The sequence below is a fragment of the Phormidium sp. CCY1219 genome (assembly GCF_035615515.1).
Taxonomy (GTDB): Bacteria; Cyanobacteriota; Cyanobacteriia; order Cyanobacteriales; family Laspinemataceae; genus CCY1219.
The window spans coordinates 1-280 of sequence record NZ_JAJENT010000039.1 but is presented as its reverse complement, the minus strand read 5'-3'; the positions used below and the strand labels follow the sequence as shown (position 1 = coordinate 280).

Here is a 280-nt window from a genome sequence, read left to right as displayed (position 1 = left end):
AAACCGTCACATCCGAAGCCACTGACAGCGCCGAAACCGAACCAACGGATGCAGAAGAAGACACCAGCAGCGCTGACAAAACCGAGGAAATAGCAGCAGAAAACACGGAATCAGCATCCGAAGCCGACGAAACCGAAAGTGAAAGCCCGCCTGTAGCCACTAGCGATGACAGTGCCAGCGATAGCGACACAGATGCTACAGAAAATTCCGATAGCGAGTCCGAGGACAGTGACGCGATCGCCGAATCTAACGAGAGCAGCGACGACACCGAAGACCCTGC

General features: G+C 55.0%; 1 protein-coding gene. It reads left to right on the top strand.

Features of this window, described 5'->3' with window-relative positions:
* On the top strand, window positions 1–280 hold a 280-nt coding region (locus LKK83_RS00340; RefSeq protein WP_324628758.1), incomplete at both ends, for a hypothetical protein.